The sequence below is a fragment of the Pseudomonas sp. FW305-28 genome (assembly GCF_017351395.1).
GTDB lineage: Bacteria > Pseudomonadota > Gammaproteobacteria > Pseudomonadales > Pseudomonadaceae > Aquipseudomonas > Aquipseudomonas fluorescens_AA.
This window is the reverse complement of record NZ_JACNDD010000001.1, coordinates 37,221-58,636: the sequence shown is the minus strand read 5'-3', so window position 1 is coordinate 58,636 and position 21,416 is coordinate 37,221. Positions and strand designations below refer to the sequence as shown.

The following is a 21,416-nucleotide window of genomic DNA, read 5'->3' as shown; positions in this document are numbered from 1 at the left end:
AATCTTCGTGAACAACTGATGCATTACATTTTGATTTATTAGATTAGCCGGGTTTCGTAGCCTGTGGTCATGAACCCGAATAAATCGCTGACCTGCACTTCCCTGCCCCGGCCCGCCTGGTACTGGCTGATTCCATTGCCGTTGCTCGAAGCGGCATTGCTGGTGTCGTGGAGCTCGGGCTTCGTCGGCGCGCGCTTTTCCATCGATTACGCGCCGGCCCTGCTGGTGGTCTTCTGGCGGTGTGTCGTGGTCACGCTCGTCCTGTTTCCCTTCGTCGCCAGGCCGCTACGCCGAACCTCGCCTAGCGTGCTGTTGAAGAACGCCGGCATCGGCCTCCTGGCGATGGCGGGCTACCTGGGCGGCATCACCCAAGGCATTGCCCTGGGTGTGCCGGCGGGCCTGGCCGCGCTGGTCGCCGACCTGCTGCCGATGGGCTTGGCACTGCTGGCCGCAGGCGTACTCCGGCAACGACTGGCCTGGCAGGTCTGGGTGGGGCTGCTCATCGGCCTGCTCGGCGTCACGCTGGTGACCCAGGGCGCACTGGCGTGGGGCAATGCGCCCTTGTGGGCCTATGGCCTGCCGCTGCTTGGCATGTTCTCGCTCGCCGTCGCGACCCTGTGGCAGAAATACTTACCCGCCGAACAATCGCTGGGCCTGCTGCCCAACCTCTGGCTGCAATGTTGCGTGTCGGGCCTGGCCTTCGCCCTGGTCGAGGGCGCCCATGGCAGCCTGGCCCCGCTGCCCAGCACAGGCTTCGCACTGAGCGTCTTGTGGACCGCGGGCCTGTCGACAATGGGCGGCTACGGCCTCTACTGGTTGTGCCTGCGCCGCGCGACCGCCACCCGCGTCGCCAGTGTCCTGTACCTCAGCCCGCCCATTACGATGCTCTGGGCCTGGGCCATGTTCAACGAACCGCTTTCCTGGCAGATGGTGGTGGGGATGGCGGTGTCCGGGATCGGCATCTGGCTGGTCGTCGGCACCGAAGCCCGGCAGGCTGCAAGTTCAAGATAGCAAGATCGGTCGAGCGCATTGTGCTCGCCGGCCTCATGCTGGTGGCCTTTACCGGGAAAGACCATGACCGACACAAAAAAGCATTACCAATCCCGCATGCGCAAGGTGCTCGATTACATCGACCTGCACCTTGATGACTGCCTGGACCTGGACACGTTGAGTGGCGTTGCGGCTTTTTCGAAATACCATTTTCACCGGCAGTTCATCGCGACGTTCAGCTTGCCCTTGAATCGCTACGTCCAACTCGCGCGCCTGAAACGCGCCTCCTACAAACTGGCGTTTCGCGAACATGAAACGATTACGCAGATCGCCATGGACGCCGGTTACGCAGCGCCTGACGCCTTTGCCCGCGTATTTCGACAACGGGTGGGACAACCGCCTTCGAATTTCCGCAAGTCTCCCGACTGGCAGCGCTGGAACAACCTTTTCACGCCATTGCACGCTGCGAGGAACTGCCTCATGCCCACGCCCTATCAGCCCAGTGACGTACGGATCCGTACGGTTCCCGCGACCCCCGTCGCCATCATGGAGCACCGAGGCGATCCCTCGACGATCGGGACGACTCTCCGGCGCTTCATTGCCTGGCGGCGAAGTGTCGGCCTGATCCCCTCGATCAGCCCGACGTTCAATGTATTTCACTCCGACCCGCGCACGACGCCGCCGCAAGACTATCGCCTGGATTTATGCGCGGGGACGGGCCGACCTGTCGTGCCGAACGGAGAAACGATCAAGGCTGGCAGTATTCCCGCCGGACGTTGTGCAGTGCTGCGGGTCGAAGGGGGCGCCGACAACCTCGAGCCCGCCGCGCTGTACCTGTACAGGGACTGGTTGCCGGCCAGCGGTGAGGAGCCAGGAGATTTCCCCCTCTACTGCCAGCGTATTACGTTCTTTCCGGACGTTGCGGAGAACCAAGCCATTACCGAGCTCTTTCTGCCACTCAGGTGATCGTCTAGTGGGTAATGCCAGTCAGAGATCAAACGGCACAAAACCTGTGGGAGCAAAGCTTGCTCGCGATAGCGGCAGACCCGTCAATGGGTTGTCGACTGGCTCACCCCAATCGCGAGCAAGCTTTGCTCCCACGGGTATGAGGCTTAACTGACTGGCACTATCGTCTAGTGAGCGCTTTTTTCCTGTCTAACCGATGTACGAGTAAACGGCGAAATCGAACCCATTGAATGGAAAGGAAGCAACTTCTTTCATACCCATTTTCAAATGCGCACGGAGCGAGGGTTCATTGTCCTTGCGTATGAAAAGAATACCTTCACGCCCCCGCTCGAGCCGCCGGAGCTCCGCGAACATTCGCTGGGCCAAACCCTTGCCACGTTCCGCCTCGCCCACGCAAATCGGGCCATAGACATAGGCATCCGGCGTTCCATGATAAGCGGCGAACATCGCCTGTACGATCGGCAGGTCAGCATTCATCGCCCGCGTGGTAGTCATCAGGAAACCGGTGATACGACCCTCTCGACGCGCAACAATCAGAGGCATTTCCTGCATCATCGCTGCCACACGGGCCCTTGGCAGGCTCGCAGAAAGCGAGCCGCCGCGGGCCATCTGATTCGCGGCCTGAAGCACCAGGATCCCGTCCAGGTCGGCCTCATTGGCTCTGCCGACATCGGTTTCATGATTCGTCATTCGAGGTATCTCTGCTGGCTAGTTAAATGACTACTCCTACCGTGCCTGCCAAGAGATTAGTACAGGTCAACAATTACAGGATTTATACCTCGACAACGCAGCCTCAACCCATAGGTAACACCAATACATTGCATTGCATATCGGTCTTGGACGCTATAGCTAAAGCGGCAGATGATGGCTTCAACCAAGCGACATCAACCCGATCCAAACCGATAGGAGCTACGCCATGCAACAGTCCCACGCCTACAACGACATCAGCCTGGCCCTGACCACCGAAGTGCTGGATGCCAAGGCACGCAAGCACCTGTCCTGGCAGGACTTGGCCGATGGCACCGGCCTGAGCCTTGCCTACGTCACCGCCGCCCTGCTCGGCCAGCATCCATTGCCGGAACACGCGGCCAAGGTGATTGGCGAGAAGCTCGACCTGACCGCTGACTTGGTCGCCCGCCTGCAGATCATTCCCCTGCGCGGCAGCCTCGCTGGCGTGCCGACCGATCCGACGATCTATCGCTTCTACGAAATGATCCAGATCTACGGCACCACCCTCAAGGCCCTGGTTCATGAGCAGTTCGGCGACGGCATCATCAGCGCGATCAACTTCAAGCTCGACATCAAGAAAGTCGAAGACCCTGAAGGCGGCTCGCGTGCGGTGATCACACTGGACGGCAAGTTCCTGCCCCTGCGTCCGTTCTGATCGTCCCGCTGGCCCCAGGCGAACCTGGGGCTTCGCTGCAAACAACTTATCGCTGATTTGAACTCACTACTCTTGCGTGGAGCATGACTCATGAAAAAATTCCTGTTTCTGGCCCTGTCGCTGACCGCCTCGCTGTCGGCCCATGCCCAACCATCCACCACACCTGCGGACGTCGTTCCCTATGCCTACGGCATGCATCTGGACATCGCCCAGGTGTTGGACATCACCACGCCCGCCGATGTCTGCGGGCCGACGCCAGTGCAAATGACCTATCGCGATTCCCAAGGTGAAACCCACATTCTTGAATACAGCCTGATCGGCAACGGCTGCACGAACTGATAACACCCTATTCATTGGAGGCAAGCAGCATGAAAGCGCTGATCGAAGGTTTCCTGAAGTTCCAGCAAGAGGTCTTTCCACAACGCACGGACCTGTTCAAACACCTGGCCACCACGCAACACCCGGGCACGTTGTTCATCACCTGCTCCGACAGCCGTGTTGTGCCGGAACTGCTGACCCAGCAAGAACCCGGCGAACTGTTCGTGATCCGCAATGCCGGCAACATCGTGCCGTCCTATAGCCCGCACCCAGGCGGTGTTTCCGCGACGGTGGAATATGCCGTCGCGGTGCTGGGCGTGAGGGATATCGTGATCTGTGGTCATTCCGATTGCGGTGCCATGACCGCCGTCGCCAAATGCGCCTGCATGAATCACCTGCCGGCGGTCAGCGGTTGGCTGCAACACGCCGAGTCGGCACGGGTCATCAATGAGTCACGGCCTCACGTCGATGACGCGGCGAAAGTCAGTTCGATGGTGCGTGAAAACGTCATCGCCCAATTGGCGAACATCCAGACGCACCCGAGTGTGCGGCTGGCCCAGGAGAAGGGCTTGCTCAACCTGCACGGCTGGGTCTATGACATCGAGACCGGCTCCATCGACGCCCTGGACGCCGACAATCGCCGCTTCAGGTCCTTGGCGGACAACCCCCAGGCGTGTGCCGTACCGGCCCGGACGGCGACTGCCGCGTGAGGGTCGCTGCCTGGTCTAGGGCAGTTGCCCACCTCGATCACGGTGGCGAGGGAGCTTGCTCCCGCTGGGCTGCGCAGCGGCCCCAAAGCCATCCACCCCGTGCAACAGTGTCTCCACGAAAGCCACGGACGCCGCGCTGTGATAGTTGTTCTTGCGCCGCAACAGCGAAGCTCCACGCCGGGGCGCCGCGTCCTGCAGCGCCAGCTTGCGCAGTGCGCGCTCCTGGGTGGCGATGGGCTCCGGAAGAATGGTGGCGACGGCCGAATGCCCGATCACTTCCAGCAACGTGCTGACCGAATTGACCTCAATGCTCACCTTGGGCGTGATCCGAGCCTGGACGAAGTAGTCGTCGATGCACGTACGGGTGGCAAAGTCCGGGCTCAACAAGGCGAACTCCAGTCGCCCGACCTGCTCAGCCGTCAGCGCGGCCTGGCAGTCATACAACGGGTGATTGCGCCCCACCATCAGCCCCAGGGTTTCGGTGAACGCCGGGATCGATTCGATATCGGCGCTCCTGACCTGATCGAATGCGATGGCGATGTCTAACGTGTCATTCGCCAAGCCCTCCTCGATATCAACCATCGACAACTCGAAGATTTGCAGATGGATATTCGGGTATCGCGCTCGATAGTCACGCACCAGCGGCCCGACCAGGTAAGCCATGAACGTCGGGGTCATGGCCAGCCTCAAGCTGCCGCGGGACAGGTCCTTGACGTCGTGCAGCGCGCGCTTGCCGGCGGCCAGCTCCACCAGCACCCGCCGGGCGCATTCGATATAGGCCGCCCCGGCATCCGTGGGCCTGACCGTGCGAGACGTGCGGTCGAACAGACTCACGCCAAGAGTTTCTTCCAGTTGCCGGATCTGTTGCGACAGGGTCGGCTGCGACACGTGCAGCACCTCGGCGGCACGCGTGAAACCGCCGTGGTCAGCAACCGCCAACAGATAGCGCAAGTGACGTAGCAACATCGGAACCACCACCTGGAGCTTGAGTAATTGCGATGCATTGTATAGGGGACATGTCGCGTCCACATCCGCCACGGGCTCAGCGTTGCGTTTAGCGGGTCGGCGTCAACCTCAGCACCCGCATCACAAAAGCGCTCGCCTTCGCCAGCATGGCGCCGCTCGTACTCGGCTGGCACAGGACGTTCGAAACGGGTGCTGCAGACTCGCTGGCCAGGGCGCCCATCAACTGGGGCAACAGGAATCCGCTTTCGTATTCTGGGTGAATCGCAACAGAGGTGTCCGACCAAGGGTTGCCGGTGCAGGTGACGTCGATCATGGGAAATCTCCTGGAGGATGGAGAGCACTGCGACGGCCCGAAACGGTCGATCGCTTCTGGGATCAGTTTCACTGGCGAACAGTTTTTAGAGAATGCCCAGGAATCTGATGACTTGATTGCGCCATCTGAAACAATCGCCCCGGGCAGCCAAAAAAGCCCCGGTATCGTTGCAATGCTGTTCACTTAAGGCTGTCGACAAACCCGTGGCGAGGGTGCTTGCTCCCGCTGGGCGGCGAAGCGGCCCCAAAACCTGTCAAATGCGGAGCATCAGATACACCGCACCCACCGGTTTACGACTGCTTCGCAGCCGAGCGGGAGCAAGCTCTCTCGCCACAGGTCCATCATTTTTCTTAAGTGCACGCCAAACCGGGCTTGGGACCGGCTATGAGTCACACCGGTTTTTTCAGCGTGTCATACGCTTCAAGCGAGCGCAGCGAGTAGATGTAGGCAGCCCCCGCATTCAACGAAATCGCAGTGGCCAGGGCCGCTGCGACCTCTTCACGGCTCGCCCCCGCCTTGATCGCCGCATCCGTGTGGGCGGCGATACAGCCGTCGCAACGGGTGGTCACGGCGATGGCGATCGAGATCAGCTCGCGGGTCTTGGCATCGAGCACGTTGTTTTCGCTGGCGGCTTCCCCGAGCGCCATATAGGCCTTGACCATTTTCGGGTTGCTGCGGCCCAGCGCGCCAAACGCTTTCTGAATGGTGGGCAACAATTCGGACCAGTTATTGAACATGGCATTAACTCCTGAGTGGGTTGGGTGTACTGTTTTGACGCCCTCAGTTTTTCACCCTGGCGCCACTCGGTTTTGCTCAATCCGCTCAGTTTTTTTGGCGAAACGCTCAAATGAATGCGATCGATAAACTCATCAGCCTGGCCAACGTTCGCGGCAGCCTGGACCTGCGCTGTCAGTTCCAGGGCGACTGGGCCCTGGATCACGGCCAGCATGCCCTGGGCACGGCGCCCTATCACATCGTGCTGGCCGGCGAATGCCGCGTCGAGTTTGCCGATGGGCAGCGCTTGCCTATGCGCGCCGGTGACATCCTGCTGCTGCCGCGCGGCGCCCCGCACCTCATGCACAGCCCTGGGAAAATGGTGACGCCGACCTCACCCCGGATCGTGACCGGAGGCGCCCTGCCGATTCACCGCATTGGCGGTGCCAGCGCGGAGCTGGACATGCTTTGCGGTGGTTTTCATTTCAACCGGGCTTCGTTGCTGTTCAGCGCCCTGCCCGACTACCTGGTGATTCCCAGCGGCGCCTTACCGGCCAACGGACCTTTGCCGGCATTGGTGGAAATCCTTCGCGGGGAAGCGGATGGGAACCAGCCCGGCGCTCGCTTCTTGCTCGACGCCTTGTCCCAGGCCCTGTTCACCCTGATTCTGCGTGCGCACCTGTCGAGTCATGGCCAGGACAGCGGCACGCTGGCCCTGCTCGGCGACAAGCGCCTGGGCCGGGCCTGGCAGGCGATGCTGGCGGACCCTGCGCACGAGTGGACCATCCAAGGCCTGGCAGACCTCGCGAGCATGTCCCGGGCCAATTTCATGCGCGCATTCGTCAAGCTGGCCGGCGTCTCGCCGTGGGTACTGTTGACGCAAGTGCGAATGGAGTTGGCCTTCAGTCTGCTCAGCCACTCACACCTGGGGCTGAGCGATATTGCCGTACAGGTCGGCTACCAATCCCAGGCTGCGTTCAGCAAGAAATTCAAGGAAATCTACGGCGAGGCGCCAGGGCGGGTGCGTCGTGGGATCCAGGCCCCGAACGCGCGCTGACTATCAAGAGATATCCGCTCGCAGGGCCGGGTGCTCGCGCAGGTGCTCGACGATGTAGTCCACGAAACTGCGCACCCGCATCGGCGCCTTGCGCCTTTCACGGTAGACCACCTGCACGGGCATGGAGGGTGGTTCATAGGCTTGCAAGACCCTGCGCAAGCGTCCGCTGCTCAGATAGTCGTACAACGGATAGCTCAAGCAGCGCGTCAACCCGGCCCCATGAGCTGCTGCGTCGATGGCCGCCTGTAGCGTGGCGCAACTGAGCCGCGTGCGGGCCTTGAAGCCGTTGGTCTCGCCCTGCTGTTGAAAAGACCACTGGACCCAGTCCTGGTTGGCCTGCGTGGCGATCAGGCGGTGATCGTGCAGATCCTGCGGCACAACCGGCTCACCATACATCGCCAGATAACCAGGACTGGCGCAGACGAGCGAGCGAACGCTGCCGACAGGTCGTGCGATCAATGAGCAACTGGGTAGATGCCCTACCAGCACCGCGACATCCAGCCCTTCCTCATGCATGTTCGGGAAACGATCATGGTAGTGGGCCAATACCCTGATCTCGGGAAAGTGATCCATGTAGCCGGCCAATACCGGGGCCATGACATAACGGCTGAACAAGGTGGGCAACAGAATCGTCAGATTGCCCTGGGCCTGGACATGCCAGCCCTTGGCCGATGCTTCAGCCTCGTCAACGGCCTGGAGAATGCGTGAACAATCGGCCATGAAGCCGACCCCGGCTTCCGTCAGCGCCACCCCGCGCGTGCTTCGTGACAGCAGCTGCACACCCAGTCGCGCTTCCAGTCGAGCGACCGCACGCATCACGGTCGGGCCGGAGACGTTGAGGCGCTGGGCGGCCGAGGCGAGGCTGGGGCACTGCGACAGCGCGTGGAATATCAGCATTTCATGGTGGCGCGCCATCAGCCGGTGCCTTTTACAACAGGCTTGAGCGTGACGTCGTCTCCCAGCCGATCGGCGAGGAAGTCCACGAACGTACGCACTTTGGCCGGCACCCGATTGCTCTTCTGATACACCACGTGAATCGGCAACGCCGGTGGTTCGAAGGCCTTGAGCACCACTTCCAGTTCACCCTCGGCGACCTGCCGGGCCACTTGATAGGACAATACCCGGGTAACGCCCCAGCCCTGGCGGGCGATATTGATCGCGGCCTGATTCGCGGTCACCACCAGGCGTGGGTCAACCCGCAGGCTCAGCGAGTTTGCTTCGTCCATGAACTGCCAGTGGCTCAGCAAATGACTGGCCGAAGACATCACGATATTGGCCGTGCTCAACTCGCCAGGATGGCTTGGCCGTCCATGGCGCTGGAAATAGGCCGGGGCGCCGCAAATCACTTGGCGTACCTCACCGACCTTGATGGCGTGCTGATTGTTTTCCTGCAAATGGCCGATGCGGATCGCCACATCGATGCCCTCGTCCGCGATATTCACCACACGGTCGACCAGCAAGGCATTGAGGTGCACCGAGGGAAACCGATCCAGGTAATCCGTCAGCAAGGGCGCGATGTACAACTCGCCAAACAGCACCGGCGCGGTAACCGTCAGATACCCGCACGGGATCGAGTAGCTGCCGGCGGCGGCCTCCTCGGCCTCTTCGAGCTCACTCAGGATTCGCCGGCAATCTTCCAGGTAGCGTTGCCCCGCTTCGGTCAGGTGCACATTGCGGGTGGTACGAGACAATAGTTGGGTGCCGATCCGTTCTTCCATCGCCGCAATGGCCCGCGTCACGCTCGGTGGCGAAATGCGCAAGCGCCGGGCGGCAGCGGCGAACCCTTCCTCCTCGGCAACCACCATGAAAATCTGCATTTCCTGAAAGCGATCCATGGGTGATCCAGCCTTGCGTGAGGGAGATTGAACATACGTGGCGGTTTCGGCCTCAAGGCTTGCCGGAAGAGGCCTCCCGGCAAGCTCCTGCGGTTTGACTCAGGCTTGCTGCAAGCCCTTGGCGGTGCGCTGCATGCCGACGAAATTCGGCAAGGCTTCGATGCTGCCCAGCCAGGCACGGACGTTCGGATAGTCGGTCAGCGCGACGTTGCCTTCCGGTGCATGGGACACGTAGGTGTACGCGGCCACGTCAGCGATGGTCGGTTGCTCACCGGCCAGGAACCGGCTTTGCCCCAGCTCCGTCTCCATCACCTTCAACAGGGCGTGGGAACGCTTGATGGCATCTTCGGCGTCATAGCCGGCGCCGAACACGGTGATCAATCGGGCGTTGGCCGGCCCCTGGTTGATCTGGCCCGCGGCCACCGAAAGCCAGCGCTGCACCCGGGCCTGGGCGAGCGGATCGCCGGGCAGCCATTGGCCCTTGCCGTATTTGGCCGCGAGGTAGACCAGGATCGCGTTCGAGTCGGCCAGCACAACACCGTTGTCATCGATCACCGGCACCTGGCCGAAGCTGTTGATGGCGAGGAACTCCGGGGTCTTGTGCTCGCCTTTCATCAAGTCCACGAATACCAGCTCGGTCGGCAGGCCCAGCAGCGAGAGCATCAGCTCGACACGATGGGCGTGACCCGACAACGGGTGGCGATAAAGTTTGATCGCGTTCTCAGGCATAACGTACTCCATGTTGTTTGGGCTCGAAGCGGTGATCGCGTCGATGGGGCTATCCTCTGCTCCTGCTCCGGACAGTGGAATAACCAGCTTTTACAATCCAGCATTTCACCCAGTGAAATGATCGCAAGCCCTAGACCTCAAGCACCAGCGGCTCGCTGCCTTGAGCCGGCACCGCGCAACAGATCAGCACTTCGCCTTCGCCAACCGGTTCGGCCGGCTGGCTCAGGTAATGCACCTGGCCGCGGCTCAAGCGGGTTTTGCAGGTGCCGCAGGAACCGCCGCGGCAGCTGAATTCCGGGTTCAGGCCGCGCGCTTCGGCCAGCTCCAGCAGCGTTCCGCCGCCGGGCTCCCAACGGGCCTCCTTGCCGGAACTGGCGAACAAGACCTTCACCGCTTCAGTCGCGGCCGGCACTTGCTGGGGCGCCGGCATGCTGACTTCGATGTCCCGCACAAGGGTGGAGGGACCGAAGGTTTCCGCATGGATGCGATCGTCAGGGATGCGCAATTTGCGCAGCCCGTCGTACAGCGCCTGGGTAAAGCTGCCCGGCCCGCACAGATAGAAGTCGTAGTCGTTGAGCGGCAGCAGTTTCTTCAGCAGTTCCACATCGATCCGGCCCGCCAGGTCATAATCTTCACCAACCTTGGCTTCGGTGGGCGGTTGGCTGACCATGCGCACAACCTGGAGCTTGTCGCCGGCACGGGCGGCCAGTTCGTCGATCTCTTCACGGAACGCCAGGTCGGCCACCGAGCGGGCGCTTTGCAGCAGCCAGACCGAACGCATGCGGCTGATGCGTTGCCCCTGGTAAACCACCTCGCGCAACATCGACAACAGCGGCGTGATGCCCACCCCCGCTGCCAGCAATACCAACGGACGCCGCTCGGTGGCCTGGACGGTGAAATGGCCCTGGGGCGCCCGCGCTTCGATCTCGTGCAGCGCCCGCACCTGCTCATGCAGGTGGGACGACACCGATCCATCGCGCTTGACGCTGATGCGCAGGAAATCATCCGACGGCGCACTGGAAACGCTATAGGTTCGAATCGAGGGCGCTTTCTGCCCCTCCAGCTGGATCCGCACCGGCAAATGTTGCCCGGCTTCAAACCGAGGCAAGCCCAAGCCATCGCTCGCCTGCAGGTAGAACGAACGAATGTTGTGGCTCTCATCCACGACTCGCGCAACCCGCAACGCACGCCAGCGGCTACGCAGCGCCTCAGCCTGCAAACGCTCGGCGGCTTGCTCCCAACTGCCGGTCATCAATGAATTGGGCGAATCGCCTTCATCCTGATCCTTCCAGCGCAGCGCGATGGCGGCCGGACGATAGACGATGCGTTGCGGTGTGAAGCGCAGCAGCCGCTCGGCGCCTTGGAAGGCATTGATCTCGGGATCGTCCAGCAGGACTTGCGCCGAGCCACTCATTTGCAGCAGATCGCCGGTCTGGAAATCGACGAACACCAGCCCGGCCCGCGGGTTGAGCAGGATGTTGCCCAGGGTGTTGAAGAACAGATTGCCGGAAAAATCCGGAATGGTCAGCGACCCGTCTTCATCCATGCGCACGAACCCCGGCTTGCCGCCACGGTGAGAAGCATCGACCTGCCGCTCGCCATCGCGCACCACGTAGGTGGCGATATAAAACGAATCGGCCGCCGTCACCAGGCGCCGGACCAGCGGGTCTGACACGCTCAACTGCCGCGGCGCGACCGCCTGTGGGTCGACAAATTGATACTGGCGCAGGTTGATGTAGCGAGGGCAGTTGCCATAGGCCTGGCTCACTGCAATCTCCAGCCCTGGGGCAAGCTGACGGCGCACCACGCCATTCATGCGATTACGCCGACGGGTGTGCAACTCGATCCCCAGCATGCCGATGGCATCCCCCTCGCCCATGCCCTCCTGGGCGGGGTCGTTCGGCTCGGGCGCGAGGTTGATGTGCAGGGTCTGCGGATCGGGCGAATTCATGAAACCCGGTTGCCCCGCGCGCAGGGTCGCCCACACGTCGCCTTGCCGGTCCACCGCCCCCAGCACCACGAAAGGCAGTTGGGCGTAGAACTCCCGGTGCTGGTCCGGCATCCACGTACGCGCCAGTTGCCGTTGGCCGACACTGGCCATCATGTCGACAGCCCCGACGGAGCGCTGCAAGGTCAGCTCTCCTTCGTGCCAGGGCGAGGTTTTTGCTTGCAAGGCTTCGTCCATCAGCTACTCCTCGCGCTCGCAGCATGAACGCCTGCGCCAGTGCGCTACGGTTGGGGATTCTCCGCCATCGTTTGCACGGGTGTGCAAGTGGCTGGCGTTATCTTCTGCCCAAAGCGGTTGCGCAGGAATACGCACGAACTGCAATCCACCGTTTCATAAAATGAAATGGTGGGCTCATGGCCTGACACTGGCGAAATGCTTGGTCAATTCGAGCAAGGTCACCCGCAACTCCGGAGGCCGCACGGGCTTGGCCAGGATTGAAATGTTCATGTGGTGCAGGGCGTGGCGAATTCTTTCGATTTCATGGCCGGTCATGATCATGGCGGGGACTTCCCAGCCTCGCTGTTCGCGAATCGCAGCAATGCATTCGGCCCCCGAGACTTTCGTACCCAGGTCGAAGTCGGCAATGATGATGTCGCAGTCGCTGGTCACACCCACCCCGTCGCTGTGGGTTTCCACTTCGCATCCCCACTTCTCCAACAGCGCCGACGTCGCCATCAGCACGTTGGCGTCATCCTCCACCAGGCACACCCGCAAGCCCTGCAAACGGCTTTGCGTGGGCACCGGTCTGTCCACCACAGCCCTTGGCGCGACCCTTTCCAGCCCTTGGATGGTGGCGCGCGTGCCCTGGCCGAGCCGGGAGTCCAGCTGGATGTCCAGATTGATCAGGTGGCTGATTCGCTTGACGATGGACAACCCCAGGCCCAGCCCCTCGACATCCTTGTCACGGACATGGCGTACCCGATAAAACTCCTTGAACACCTCAGGCAGATGTTCGGCGGCAATGCCCCGGCCCTTGTCGTAGATGACGATGGCCAGGCCACTGCCTTTCGGACGCACACCGATCAACACCGGTTGGCCGGGGGCATATTTGAGCGTATTGGAAACCAGGTTCTGCACCATGGTCGCCAACAAACCGGCATTGACGCTGACCCAGTGCCGGCAAGGCCGCAGGCGCAACTCGACACCGGCCCAGCGGGCGGCTTCGGTGTTCTGCTTGACCACATCCTGGAGCAACGCGCCCAGGTGCACGGGTTCGGCCTGGGGTTCAAGCTGCCCGTTGTCGAGGGTGTAGATGTCCAGGATCGAACGAAACAGCTGCGACACGATGTGCAGCGAACGGTCGATGTTGTCCACCAGTCGCAGCTCTTCCTGGCCCAACCGGGCATCGCGCAGGCAGGCGGTGAACAAGCCGATCGAGTGGATCGGCTGGCGCAAGTCATGGCTGGCCTGGGCCAGGAAGCGGGATTTTTCCTGGTTCGCGGCAATCGCCTCTTCCGAAGCGATGCGGGTACGGGTCAGCAGGATATGCGCGTAGGCAGGCACCACGATGGTGGTGACGATCAACGTCAGGAACAGATAGGGCTGGCCACGCCAGAACGGCGTGAGCAGGAAAATCACCCCCAGTGTCGACAGCGCGAGAACGGTTGCCAGCGCCAGGTAGCGCGAGCCGAAGCGCATGCCATTGCCCAACGTGACCCAGAGCAATGCCGCGTACACCGGCAGCGTGCCCTCCCCACCGACGATCAAGGCAAAGGCGAGGCTTGCGTAATCCAGGGTCATGGCAAAAAGACGACGCAGGAAAAAGTGCCCGGGCCAGCGCCTGACCGCCATGCGCAGCGGGACCGCGGCGCCGAAGAAAAAGGCCATGTACCACAGGATCGGTACATAGGTTTCGAAGTCGCTGGCCAGAAAGGCCACCACAATGATGTAAAGCGCAGTACACGCCCCGACCGTCAATCTCAATGTCGCCTGATCAAGCTCGCTATTCTTTTCCGTCATAGTCACAGGAATATTCCCAACATGAAAGTTTGTATCAACTTGAAAACCAAGGGAGTCGTTTAGGTTACGATGTGCGAACTTGAAGTCAGAAGGATCTGAAGCATGACGTGCAGAGTCATTGTGGCAGATGACCATCCTTTGTTTCGTGAAGGTATGTTGAGAACCATCGAACGGCTTCTGCCGACAGCCACCATAGAACAAGCTGGCAATCTGGATGAAGTATTGGCGCTGGCGCGTTCCGGGGTGGAAGTGGACTCCCTGATACTCGACTTGCGCTTTCCCGGGATCAAATCGCTGCAAGTCATAGGCCAGTTGCGCAGTGAGTTCAAACGGACCTCCATTATTGTGGTTTCAATGATGGATGACATCGAGGTTATTTCCCAGGTGATGGCGCTGGGTGCCGACGGTTTCATCGGCAAGAATATCGACCCTTCCGATATTGCCGACGCCATCATGGCAATACGCGAAGGCGAAGTGGTGGTGAAGTATCAAGCCGAAAATTCGGTACTGGACGATGCGCTTTCCCAGCTGACCGTACGCCAACGGCAAGTGCTTGGGTTGATCGCGGCCGGCAAGACCAACAAGGAAATAGCCCGGGACCTGGGCATTTCCCCGTTCACGGTGCGCATCCATGTCTCGAGCCTGCTCAAATCCCTGGGTGTCCCCACGCGCGCGGCGGCCGCGGCGCAATTTTCCAACTTTCCAAGCAATGGAGGATGGTCGGAAAAACAAGACAATTAAATGTATAACAGCTGCAAATACTCATTGAGCATTACCCTCCCTGCCAGTCCCCCAGGCCATAGCACACTTGTACTATAGCTTCGCCCAGTACTCTCCCCCTAAGCTGTGGGCGTTCCATACAAAGGCTGTTCGAACAGCCAATCATAAAGAAAGCCAACGCGCCATTCGCCGTGCAGTATCACTGTGCCTATCGAAACGTCATGGCGTGCGAAGCCTATGGATTAAATAAGTCCACAGGCGGCGCAATGCTGGGTCAACTTCACCGTCTGCGCGGTTGAAATGGAATGGTCCTGACATTAACTCAAGGTAAGTCATCATGTCCTTCGAATATGGAAAAACACTTAGAAATGGATTGGCGCTGTGCGTGCTGGCGGGCGTACTCAACGGTTGTGCAAACACCGGTGACTTGGGCAACTTGGGCAACTTGATGGGCACCTTGAATCAGGGCGCCCAGAAATACGACGTCTCTTACCTCAAGCAAACGATCATTCCGGGCAAGACGACAAAGGGCCAGATCACCCAAATGTTCGGCGCGCCGACGAATGAAGAGCTCAATTCGACCAGCGCCAGCAACGAGTCGAACTGGACCTATGAAAAGAGTGATGAGGGCCTGGATAAGTACATGAAGCTGGCCCATAAGTACGTGTCGCCCGAGACACGCCTGAAGATGGCCGACACCTCGGCACAACTGTACAAGGCACAGACCGTGGCTAACGACGTCAGCAGCGTGACCGGCGGGAAAACGGGCCAAAGCCAGACTCAAGGTTCGGTATTGACCATTTATTTCGTCGATGACGTCGTGAAGTACTACAGGGTCTACTGACGCAATGACTCGTCCATTGGGGGCAGCATCAAGCCTGCCCCCAACCTTCACCGGTCACTCCTTCCACGTACCTCCGCTCAAGGCGCAACTCTTGCGGGTGCTGTCCAACAGCTCAGCGGTACGCTTGTAGTAATAAAAGTCCACGCCCTGCCCGTTCACATTCACACAGGTGCCCTGGGGATTCTCCGGGCAGGTTTGCGAGTAGGTGATCCTGCCCGCTTCGCCACCAAGCGCGACCGGCATGTTGGCGAAGGATTCACAACTGGCGCGGAACTTGGCCGCCGGTTGCTTATCGCTCGCTTGCACGCAGTCTTTCGCCTCGATGTGTTGCCCCATGACGGTCATCTCACCTTCCATCGTGCACGCCTGGCTACCTGCATGGGCCACTGAAGCGCACAGCATCGCGGCGCTGATCACACTGAAAAAACGAACGACTCCGTTCATGTACTCTCCCGACGTCCTGAGTGGTCATACCTCCTGAAGTATCCTGACTCGGGCAACAATTCTGAATAGCACAGATGGGCTAGCCGCTAAGCTTGCTCAAGGCACCAGAGGCACATGAGGTTCGAACGCCCGTGGAAAAGAACAGTGAACTGGACCAGGCCACGTTGCGCCTGATCGTCAGCGCCTGTGCGCTGTTGTACATCGTCGTGTTGGCCAGCCTCCATCCCGGCGATGCCACAGGCTACGTGCCCATCATCATTTACATCACAACGTTTATCGTCGCCTCGGTATTCCTGCGCATGATCATCAAGCGCTGGCCAGGACACTTCTTCTGGCGGCGCCTTTTCTCGATGCTGCATGACTACACGGGCATCGCTTTCGCCATGGTGCTGGGCGGTGAAAGCGCACTGCCGATCTACGCGGCACTGCTCTGGGTCACCCTGGGCAATGGCATGCGCTTCGGCTCGCGCTACCTGGCGCTGGCAACCGTTATCGCGCTGTCGACCCTGGTGCTGATTTTCTGGCTCAATCCGTTCTGGCATGGCCAGCCCTACATGTTCCTGATGTTGATCGTCACCACCATCGTGGTGCCGGCCTATGCGCACATCCTGCTTAAGCGCACCCGCATTGCTTCGGAAGAGGCGATTGCCGCGAACCAGGAGAAATCCCGCTTCCTGGCCCAGGCCAGCCATGACCTGCGCCAACCGATCCACTCCATCGGCCTGTTCACCGCCTGCCTGCGTGACGCCAGGCTGGGCCTGGAGGAATTGCGGCTGGTGGACAACATCGACCGTTCGCTGCACACCGTATCGCAGCTGTTCCGTTCGATCCTCGATATCTACACCCTGGACCATGGCCAACTGATGCCGAAGGCCGAACCCGTGCACTTGGGCGCGCTACTACAGGACGTGGTCAAGCAGAACACCGAGGCGGCTCGCTGGGCTGGGGTCGAACTGCGCCTGCGCGCCAGCCCTTACTGGGTCAGCGTCAATCCAGGCATGCTGACCACGATGGTCCAGAACCTGCTGTCCAACGCCCTCAAATACGCGCCCGGCCAACCGGTACTGATCGGCGTGCGACGCCAGGGCAAGCGCCTGGCCGTGGTGATCTACGACAAGGGCCGGGGCATTGCCGCCGAACATTTGCCCGAAGTGTTCAAGGAGTTCTACCGCGTGCGCCATGTGCGCGACAAGGATGTCGAGGGTCTTGGCCTAGGCCTGTCCATCGTCAAGCGCATCAGCCAGATACTCGGTGTCGATGTACACATCCGCTCCACGGTTGGACAAGGCACCAAGGTAGCGATCAGCGGCCTGGAACTGGCGGCGCCAAGGGCCATGGAGCCCAAGGTGTCGCCCGTCCAGAATCGCTTGGACGGATTGCGGGTGTGCTTGGTAGAAGACGACGCCAACGTCCTGATGGCGACGTCGGCGCTCCTGGAAAAATGGGGTTGCGAGGTTGAGGCCCACAGCGACGGCGAGGGGCTGACCAGCGATTGCGCCATCGTCATCGCCGATTTCGACCTGGGCACGAAAGTCTCGGGCGCAGAATGCATCGCCGCGATACGCGCACAGCGCGGCTGGGAAGTCCCGGCATTGGTCATCACCGGACACGAGATCGAGCGCATACGCCAGTCATTGCAAAGCCTGAACATCTCGGTGCTGGCCAAGCCCGTGCGACCGCCGGAGCTGCGAACAGTATTGCTTGAACTGCTCAAGTCCATGGATCGCCAGGGCGAGGGCTCAGCTCACCTCAACCCACCCAGCCGATAGCCGTCTTGGGAATCACCTCGGACTCGTCGAGCTTGGAAGCGAACATGCTCACCGCATCGAGGGCATCGGTGGTCCCGTTCCGGATCTGCACGATGACCGATCCGGCCTGGTCTGCCAGGGTGACACCGCGCAAGGCGCCCTCGTGGGTCACGTTCATGCTCGCGACGGCATCGCGGGTTTCGGAGAGGATCATGCCGATCATTTCGGCAATCTCCGAGGTGGAACGACTGGTGCGCCCGGCCAGTTGCCGGACCTCGTCGGCCACCACCGCGAACCCCCGCCCCTGATCGCCGGCCCGCGCAGCCTCAATGGCCGCGTTGAGGGCCAGCAGGTTGGTCTGGTCGGCAATGCCGCGAATGGTGTTGACGATGGCCGTGATCTCTTCCGAACGCGCGCCCAGTTGCCCAACCAGGCGCGCGGAGGCGCCGATGTTGTCGGCGATCTCGCGCATCTCCTTGGCGGTCTGGTGGATCACCTGGGCGCCCTGCTCGGCCACGCGCTCGGTCTCGGCGGAGATGTGGTACGCACGGGAGGCGCCGCGTGAGTCCTCCTCGAATTTCTCTACCCGTTCGGTGATGTCACTGGCGAACTTCACAATCTTGCATAACTTGCCTTCGGCGTCGTAGACCGGGTTGTAACTGGCTTCCAGCCAGACAACTTTGCCGTTTTTGCCGAGACGCTTGAATTGCCCGCTGAAAAACTCACCGGCGTTCAGACGACGCCAGAAATCACTGTACTCCGAGCTACCCACCAGGCTCGGTTCGCAAAACATCCGGTGGTGCTTGCCCTTGAGTTCGGCCAGTGAGTAATGCATGACATTCATGAAGTTGTCGTTGGCGGTCAGGATGTTGCCGCCCAGGTCGAACTCGATGACCGCCATGGCCCGGTCGAGGGCCGCCAGCCGGCCGCGTGTTTCGGCCTCGGCGGTGACCTTGGCGGTGACATCGAGTGCGTACTTGACCACCTTCACGACACGGCCTTGTTCGTCCACCACCGGGTTATAGCTGGCTTCCAGCCACACGTTCTGGCCTGACGCGCTGCGGCGGTGAAACGTGCCGGATACGAATTGACCGGTGCGCAATTTGTTCCAGAATTCACGGTACTCGGCGCTGCCCGCCAACGCCGGGGGGCAGAAATCCCGATGGGACAGGCTGGCCAATTGTTCCGCACGGTAACCCATCGTGCTCAGGAAATTCTCGTTCGCCCGAAGGACCTTGCCATCGGAGCTGAACTCGATAACAGCCATCGACCGCTCCAGAGCGCCCACCAGTCCTTTGTAAGTTGCCAATTCGGCCGTCCTAGCCGTCAGTTCATCTTTTAGTTTTTTATTAAACATGACGTACCCTCGAAGTAACCGGACCTTATATACATATCGACTGGTTAGCTTGGGGCTGAACGGTATGGCGAAATTATGTTTCGACGCCAAAACCCACCGAATCCATCAACCAGGTTCTAAAGGCCTGCACCTTTGGGGCATCGGCCAGTTCATGTGGGGTGACGAAGTAAATCGCGGGGTTGTCCGCTAGGCAGCATCATAAAAATTTCATGGTGCCGGAGCATGATCGCTACGTTTGCTGATTACTTTCGTTCCCATTCAGCGAGGTAGGACCATGCCACCGCAAGGACTCCAGGTGGACTTCGCCCATCGACCACGGCTTGCCGATCTGCACCCCCTGCTGGAACCCGCCAGGCGCCTGTCCAGCACCCTGCGCAAACAGCCAGGGCCAGCCGTCACACCGGCGGTGCAGTTGCAAGACCGGCGGGGATACGACAGCGGCTTTCTTGGCGACTTCATAGTGCCTTGGCCAAGCGTGGAAGCGGCGTTGGTCGATGACGTCTACCCGACCGGCACCGTCGACAATCGCCTGGATTATCAGCACTTCTCCATCGTTCTTTCGCGACGGCGACGCCTGGCCCTGGTGGCGGGCGTCAACATCGATGGCGCCAGCAGTGTCGAGATCGACCGGGGGCGTGACGCCTGGGCGTATGACGGTCGAATCCCCAGCGATGCCCAGATTGGAGAGGCGCTGTACGCCGGCAATTTGCTGGATCGCGGTCATCTGGTCAGACGACAGGATCCCAATTGGGGCTCCGAGGCACAGACCGCCAACAACGACACCTTCCACTTCACCAATTGCTCGCCGCAGATGGCAGCCTTCAATCAAAAAACCTGGCTCGAGCTTGAGGATTACATCCTCGATAACACGCGCCGGTGGAAAGCCAGGGCGACGATATTTACCGGGCCCTTGTTCCGGGACGATGATCAAGCGTACAGAGGCGTACAGATCCCCACTGCGTTCTGGAAAGTCGTGGCCTTTCTCGGTGACGACGGTAAACCTTCGGCCAGTGCCTACATGATTGACCAGCGTCAGGAACTGGAAAAGTTGGAACTTGTGTTCGGAGCACTCAAGACTTACCGACGCAGCGTCGATCAAATTGAAGCGCTGAGCGGTATCCGCTTTGGCGACTTGGCTGACTACGACGGCTTTTCCAATGAAGAACGACTGACAGGTACGAGGATTGAAGCGCCAATCCGTGGGCCTGAAGACATTCGCCTTTGAAAACGGTGGGAATGAGCTGGCTCGCGATGACGGCAGTACAGACATCCCCGCAAACTGACCTGCCGCTATCGCGAGCAAGCTCGCTCCCACAGGGGATTGAAGGTGCATGGGATGTTGGTGAGCGATTCAAAAAACGGTGGGACTTATTCGCTCAAGGCTTGGCTGAAGGAGGTGTCGATAATCCCGGCAGTGGCCAGCGGGGCTGGCAGCGCCTTGACCTTGAACAGGAAGTCCGCCGTGCTTTGCAGGTCGGCGGCGGCCTGTCGATCCACCGGGCCGACGCTCATGTGGGCCTGGCGCAACCAATGGCGTGAGACGTTCTGGTCGAGGTTGGCCTTTTTCGCCCACAAGTCCGCGTATGAGTCGGTGTGGTTGTCGACCCAGGTTCGGGCTTGTTTCACGCGGCCGAGGAAGTCGGCGATGGCTTCGCGCTTGCTGTCGATGGACGGTGTCGAAGCGGCAATGGCGCTGAGACCGGGCATGAGGTTTTTCGCCGTCAGGATCGGCCGGGCGCCGGAGAACAGGATCTGTTGCGAGATGTAGGGTTCCCACACCGGAAAGGCATCGATGCTGCCCTGGGGCAAGGCCGCCGCCGCGTCGATCGGCATCAGCTTGATGAATTCCACATGGTTCTCCGGCAAGCCGGCCTGCTCCAGGGCGCGCAGGGTCAGTTGCTGGCTCCAGGCGCCGGGCCAATAGGCAACCTTCTTGCCCTTGAGGTCGGCGATGGTCTTGACCGGTGAGTCCTTGGGCACCAACAGCGCAATGGTGTCCGGGTTCTGCCGCGAAACACCGATCAGTTTCACCGGTGCCTGTTTGGCAGCCAGGAACAGAAAACCCGAATCGCCGAGAAAGCCCAGGTCCAGGTCGCCGGTATTCAGCGCCTCGGCCAGGGGCGCGGCGGCTTGGAAGTGTTTCCAGTCGACGCGGTAGGGTGCACCCTCAAGCACCCCCGAGGCCTCCACCGAAGCTCGCACGTTGTAATAATTCTGGTCGCCGACATGCAGGACCAACGGCTCACTGGCCTGGAGCAAAGGGGCGGCGAACAATGTGCTGAGGAGCAGACCGCGCAGGGATCGGGCGAACGTCATGAAGGCAATCCTGAATGAATTTCATAGAACATAACGCT

Annotated in this window: 22 protein-coding genes and 2 pseudogenes; 11 read left to right on the top strand and 13 right to left on the bottom strand. The window is 60.7% G+C overall.

Annotated elements, in window-relative coordinates; genetic code table 11:
- Nucleotides 1–69 precede the first annotated feature (69 nt).
- On the top strand, nt 70–1,011 hold the full coding sequence (locus J4E53_RS00255; protein ID WP_103308022.1) for a DMT family transporter: 942 nt from the start codon (nt 70–72) through the stop codon (nt 1,009–1,011).
- Between the two features lie 63 nt (nt 1,012–1,074).
- Nucleotides 1,075–1,956: a GyrI-like domain-containing protein gene (locus J4E53_RS00250; protein WP_103308021.1), complete on the top strand. Its 882-nt coding sequence runs from the start codon at nt 1,075–1,077 to the stop codon at nt 1,954–1,956.
- 189 nt (nt 1,957–2,145) lie between these two features.
- Here the strand turns inward: J4E53_RS00250 and J4E53_RS00245 are convergent, their stop codons facing one another.
- Complete coding sequence (locus J4E53_RS00245) at nt 2,146–2,646, bottom strand: GNAT family N-acetyltransferase (protein WP_177431674.1); 501 nt, start codon at nt 2,644–2,646, stop codon at nt 2,146–2,148.
- Between the two features lie 226 nt (nt 2,647–2,872).
- Between J4E53_RS00245 and cynS the strand changes: the two genes are divergently transcribed.
- The 3 genes from cynS (at nt 2,873) to J4E53_RS00230 (ending at nt 4,368) form a co-directional block, all read left to right on the top strand.
- Nucleotides 2,873–3,340: a cyanase gene (gene cynS, locus J4E53_RS00240; RefSeq protein WP_060741845.1), complete on the top strand. Its 468-nt coding sequence runs from the start codon at nt 2,873–2,875 to the stop codon at nt 3,338–3,340.
- A gap of 90 nt (nt 3,341–3,430) precedes the next feature.
- Nucleotides 3,431–3,679, top strand: a complete 249-nt coding sequence (locus J4E53_RS00235) for a DUF2790 domain-containing protein (protein ID WP_060741844.1) — start codon at nt 3,431–3,433, stop codon at nt 3,677–3,679.
- A 29-nt stretch (nt 3,680–3,708) separates the two neighbouring features.
- Nucleotides 3,709–4,368 (top strand): carbonic anhydrase, encoded by a 660-nt coding sequence (locus tag J4E53_RS00230; protein WP_060741843.1) that lies wholly within the window; start codon nt 3,709–3,711, stop codon nt 4,366–4,368.
- Nucleotides 4,369–4,383: 15 nt separating this feature from the next.
- Here J4E53_RS00230 and cynR read toward each other — a convergent pair whose 3' ends face one another.
- Together cynR and J4E53_RS00220 are read right to left on the bottom strand one after the other, a co-directional pair.
- Complete coding sequence (gene cynR, locus J4E53_RS00225) at nt 4,384–5,334, bottom strand: transcriptional regulator CynR (protein WP_060741842.1); 951 nt, start codon at nt 5,332–5,334, stop codon at nt 4,384–4,386.
- Between the two features lie 88 nt (nt 5,335–5,422).
- Nucleotides 5,423–5,647: a hypothetical protein gene (locus tag J4E53_RS00220; RefSeq protein WP_060741841.1), complete on the bottom strand. Its 225-nt coding sequence runs from the start codon at nt 5,645–5,647 to the stop codon at nt 5,423–5,425.
- Between J4E53_RS00220 and J4E53_RS00215 the strand changes: the two genes are divergently transcribed.
- The gene (locus J4E53_RS00215; protein ID WP_060741840.1) at nt 5,646–5,834 is read left to right on the top strand and encodes a hypothetical protein; all 189 of its coding nucleotides are present in this window, start codon (nt 5,646–5,648) and stop codon (nt 5,832–5,834) included. The two genes, J4E53_RS00220 and J4E53_RS00215, sit on opposite strands and share 2 nt — an antisense overlap.
- Nucleotides 5,835–6,036: 202 nt before the next feature.
- On the opposite strand, the gene J4E53_RS00210 is transcribed toward J4E53_RS00215, so the two are convergent.
- Nucleotides 6,037–6,384, bottom strand: a complete 348-nt coding sequence (locus tag J4E53_RS00210; protein ID WP_092327663.1) for a carboxymuconolactone decarboxylase family protein — start codon at nt 6,382–6,384, stop codon at nt 6,037–6,039.
- A gap of 110 nt (nt 6,385–6,494) precedes the next feature.
- Here J4E53_RS00210 and J4E53_RS00205 point away from each other — a divergent pair, with 110 nt between their 5' ends.
- Nucleotides 6,495–7,418 carry an AraC family transcriptional regulator gene (locus J4E53_RS00205; protein ID WP_060741838.1) on the top strand — a complete coding sequence of 308 codons (924 nt, stop codon included), beginning with the start codon at nt 6,495–6,497 and terminating at the stop codon, nt 7,416–7,418.
- A gap of 3 nt (nt 7,419–7,421) precedes the next feature.
- Here the strand turns inward: J4E53_RS00205 and J4E53_RS00200 are convergent, their stop codons facing one another.
- The 5 genes from J4E53_RS00200 to J4E53_RS00180 all read right to left on the bottom strand — a co-directional run bounded on the left by J4E53_RS00200 (nt 7,422) and on the right by J4E53_RS00180 (nt 13,949).
- The gene (locus J4E53_RS00200; protein WP_103308020.1) at nt 7,422–8,333 is read right to left on the bottom strand and encodes a LysR family transcriptional regulator; all 912 of its coding nucleotides are present in this window, start codon (nt 8,331–8,333) and stop codon (nt 7,422–7,424) included.
- A complete protein-coding gene (locus J4E53_RS00195; protein ID WP_103308019.1) occupies nt 8,333–9,253 on the bottom strand; it encodes a LysR family transcriptional regulator in 921 nt (306 codons plus the stop codon). The genes J4E53_RS00200 and J4E53_RS00195 overlap by 1 nt, the downstream gene beginning before the upstream one ends.
- 99 nt (nt 9,254–9,352) lie before the next feature.
- On the bottom strand, nt 9,353–9,982 hold the full coding sequence (locus tag J4E53_RS00190) for a glutathione S-transferase family protein (protein WP_060741835.1): 630 nt from the start codon (nt 9,980–9,982) through the stop codon (nt 9,353–9,355).
- A 130-nt stretch (nt 9,983–10,112) separates the two neighbouring features.
- Nucleotides 10,113–12,167, bottom strand: a complete 2,055-nt coding sequence (locus J4E53_RS00185; protein ID WP_103308018.1) for a pyridoxamine 5'-phosphate oxidase family protein — start codon at nt 12,165–12,167, stop codon at nt 10,113–10,115.
- Nucleotides 12,168–12,341: 174 nt separating this feature from the next.
- Entirely contained in the window at nt 12,342–13,949 is a 1,608-nt protein-coding gene (locus tag J4E53_RS00180; RefSeq protein WP_060741833.1) for a hybrid sensor histidine kinase/response regulator, read from the bottom strand.
- Between the two features lie 102 nt (nt 13,950–14,051).
- Between J4E53_RS00180 and J4E53_RS00175 the strand changes: the two genes are divergently transcribed.
- A complete protein-coding gene (locus tag J4E53_RS00175) occupies nt 14,052–14,690 on the top strand; it encodes a response regulator transcription factor (RefSeq protein WP_060741832.1) in 639 nt (212 codons plus the stop codon).
- A 316-nt stretch (nt 14,691–15,006) separates the two neighbouring features.
- Nucleotides 15,007–15,513, top strand: coding sequence for a hypothetical protein (locus J4E53_RS00170; protein WP_081015413.1), 507 nt, complete (start codon nt 15,007–15,009; stop codon nt 15,511–15,513).
- A gap of 54 nt (nt 15,514–15,567) precedes the next feature.
- On the opposite strand, the gene J4E53_RS00165 is transcribed toward J4E53_RS00170, so the two are convergent.
- Nucleotides 15,568–15,957: a hypothetical protein gene (locus J4E53_RS00165; protein WP_060741831.1), complete on the bottom strand. Its 390-nt coding sequence runs from the start codon at nt 15,955–15,957 to the stop codon at nt 15,568–15,570.
- A 131-nt stretch (nt 15,958–16,088) separates the two neighbouring features.
- On the opposite strand from J4E53_RS00165, the gene J4E53_RS00160 reads away from it, so the two are divergent.
- Nucleotides 16,089–17,726 (top strand): hybrid sensor histidine kinase/response regulator, encoded by a 1,638-nt coding sequence (locus J4E53_RS00160; RefSeq protein WP_060741830.1) that lies wholly within the window; start codon nt 16,089–16,091, stop codon nt 17,724–17,726.
- Here the strand turns inward: J4E53_RS00160 and J4E53_RS30930 are convergent.
- Together J4E53_RS30930 and J4E53_RS30925 are read right to left on the bottom strand one after the other, a co-directional pair.
- Nucleotides 17,707–18,180: pseudogene (locus J4E53_RS30930) on the bottom strand (methyl-accepting chemotaxis protein); the annotation flags it as partial. The gene J4E53_RS00160 and the pseudogene J4E53_RS30930 sit on opposite strands and share 20 nt — an antisense overlap.
- A 114-nt stretch (nt 18,181–18,294) precedes the next feature.
- Nucleotides 18,295–18,972 (bottom strand): annotated as a pseudogene (locus J4E53_RS30925) (PAS domain-containing protein); the annotation flags it as partial.
- A 364-nt stretch (nt 18,973–19,336) separates the two neighbouring features.
- On the opposite strand from J4E53_RS30925, the gene J4E53_RS00150 reads away from it, so the two are divergent.
- Complete coding sequence (locus J4E53_RS00150) at nt 19,337–20,287, top strand: DNA/RNA non-specific endonuclease (RefSeq protein ID WP_103308016.1); 951 nt, start codon at nt 19,337–19,339, stop codon at nt 20,285–20,287.
- A 143-nt stretch (nt 20,288–20,430) separates the two neighbouring features.
- Here J4E53_RS00150 and J4E53_RS00145 read toward each other — a convergent pair whose 3' ends face one another.
- Complete coding sequence (locus J4E53_RS00145) at nt 20,431–21,378, bottom strand: ABC transporter substrate-binding protein (protein WP_103308015.1); 948 nt, start codon at nt 21,376–21,378, stop codon at nt 20,431–20,433.
- Between the last annotated feature and the right edge of the window lie 38 nt (nt 21,379–21,416).